This is a genomic window from Streptococcus sp. GMD6S (assembly GCF_000297015.1).
The window spans coordinates 1-1880 of sequence record NZ_AJRH01000388.1; the positions used below are offsets into that span (position 1 = coordinate 1).

General features: G+C 47.4%; 1 pseudogene. It reads right to left on the reverse strand.

Annotation, left to right across the window (positions count from 1 at the left end):
* Positions 1-1880 (reverse strand): annotated as a pseudogene (locus GMD6S_RS11970) (YSIRK signal domain/LPXTG anchor domain surface protein); the annotation flags it as partial.

Here is a 1880-nt window from a genome sequence, read left to right on the forward strand (position 1 = left end):
AAGCTTGGAGTGCCTGTTTGTGGAACACCCTGAGGACCTGTGCTGGTTGCGTTAGTGCTGGTTGGGGTTACTTCTTTCACCACCGCTTGGTACTTGACAGTAACAGGAGTTCCGTTGGCATCCACACGAGTCAATTCAAGTTCTGGTGTTTCACCCTTGAACTGTTTATCAGGAGTGAAGGTCACCTTACCATCTGCGTCCACTTCGAACTTACCAACATTTGGCACTTCTTTCACAGTTGCACCATTGTCAAATAGTGGAGTTGAATCAGCTGGGAATGGAACAGAATCATGGCCTGGAGTGAAGGTCACTTTACCTTCTTGTACCTGACCTTGCAGACCTTCTGTCTTATCACCTGAACCAGTTGGCGTTACTTTCGTAAACTCTGGACTATAAGTCGCAGTAACTGGGGTACCATTCTTATCTACGCGTTTGACTGTGACTGGATCTGGTTTGCCTACAAACTGCTTGTCTGGAGTGAAGGTTACTGTTCCGTCTGGAGCAATCGTATAGGTTCCTTGACCTGGAATGGTCTTCTCTTTGCTTCCATCTTCGAAGGTTGGCTCGACTGTTTCATCAATTGGAACCAGTGGATCACCACCTTGGAAGATTGGAGTACCAGTTTGTGGAAGTCCTTGAGGACCTGTACTTGTTGCACCGGTTCCAGTTGGAGTTACCTTAGTAAACTCTGGGCTGTATGTCGCAGTAACTGGGGTGCCATTCTTATCCACACGTTTCACTGTAACTGGATCTGGGTTTCCAACAAACTGCTTGTCTGGAGTGAAGGTTACAGTTCCGTCTGGTGCAATCGTGTAGGTTCCTTGGCCTGGAATAGATTTCTCTTTGCTTCCATCTGCGAAGGTTGGCTCTACTGTTTCATTGATTGGAACTAATGGGTCACCACCTTTAAACGTTGGAGTTCCTGTTTGCAGAAGTCCTTGAGGGCCTGTGCTGGTTGCGCCGGTTCCTGTTGGTGTTACCTTGGTCACTGTTGGGGTATATGTCGCAGTAACTAGGGTGCCATTCTTATCGACTCGTTTAACCGTTACTGGAGCTGGAGTACCAACATATTGTTTTTCTGGTGTAAAGGTAATAGAGCCATCTGGATTGATGCTGTATTCACCTACACCCGGAACTGTTTTCGTTGACTGTCCATCTTCGAAAGTCATTGGTTTCGTATCATCCAGTGGAACAGCTGGATTACCTTCTGTGAAGGTTGGGGTACCTTTTTGCGGTTGACCTTGGATACCATTTGAAGTGGCATCCGTTGAAGTTGGAACTACTTCTTTCACTACTGCTTGGTACTTGACAGTAACAGGAGTTCCATTGGCATCCACACGAGTCAATTCAAGTTCTGGTGTTTCCCCCTTGAACTGTTTGTCTGGGGTGAAGGTTACCTTGCCTTCTGCGTCCACTTCAAACTTACCAACATTTGGTACTTCTTTCACAGCTGTCCCAGTGTCAAATAGTGGAATTGAATCAGCTGGGAATGGAACAGAGTCATGGCCTGGCGTGAAGGTCACTTTACCTTCTTGGGCCTGACCTTGAAACCCCTCTGTCTTATCACCTGTACCAGTTGGCGTTACTTTCGTAAACTCTGGACTGTAGGTCGCAGTCACCGGGGTACCGTTCTTATCCACCCGTTTCACTGTGACTGGAGTTGGGTTTCCAACAAACTGTTTGTCTGGAGTGAAAGTTACAGTTCCGTCTGGTGCAATCGTGTAGGTTCCTTGACCTGAAATCACTTTTTCCTTGCTTCCATCTGCGAAGGTTGGTTCAACTGCTTCATCGATTGGAACAAGTGGGTCACCACCTTGAAAGCTTGGAGTGCCTGTTTGTGGAACACCCTGAGGACCTGTGCTGGTTGCGTTAGTGCTGGT